This window comes from Streptococcus sp. 10824 (assembly GCF_013276595.1).
GTDB lineage: Bacteria > Bacillota > Bacilli > Lactobacillales > Streptococcaceae > Streptococcus > Streptococcus pseudopneumoniae.
This window is the reverse complement of sequence record NZ_VMLH01000169.1, coordinates 1-231: the sequence shown is the minus strand read 5'-3', so window position 1 is coordinate 231 and position 231 is coordinate 1. Positions and strand designations below refer to the sequence as shown.

1 protein-coding gene is annotated in these 231 nt (G+C 35.9%); it reads right to left on the bottom strand.

Annotation, left to right across the window (positions count from 1 at the left end; genetic code table 11):
- Window positions 1-4: 4 nt before the first annotated feature.
- Window positions 5-231: transposase (locus HT701_RS11115; protein WP_172929818.1), on the bottom strand; the 227-nt coding region annotated here is incomplete at its 5' end.

Here is a 231-nt window from a genome sequence, read left to right as displayed (position 1 = left end):
ATACTCAATCATTTTCAAAAAGCAACCTTGTCCATTGTCTGCTGACAGTGGACTTTAAAACGCTTTTTTCCAGTCCTTGAATAACTTCTTGAAGCTTATCAATGACGGCTTCCAATGTTTGGAAAGCCTTATTTTTGAAACCTCGTTTTCGAATTTCTTTCCATACTTGTTCAATAGGGTTCATTTCTGGAGTATAAGGTGGGATAAAAGCCAACTCAATATTACTTGGAA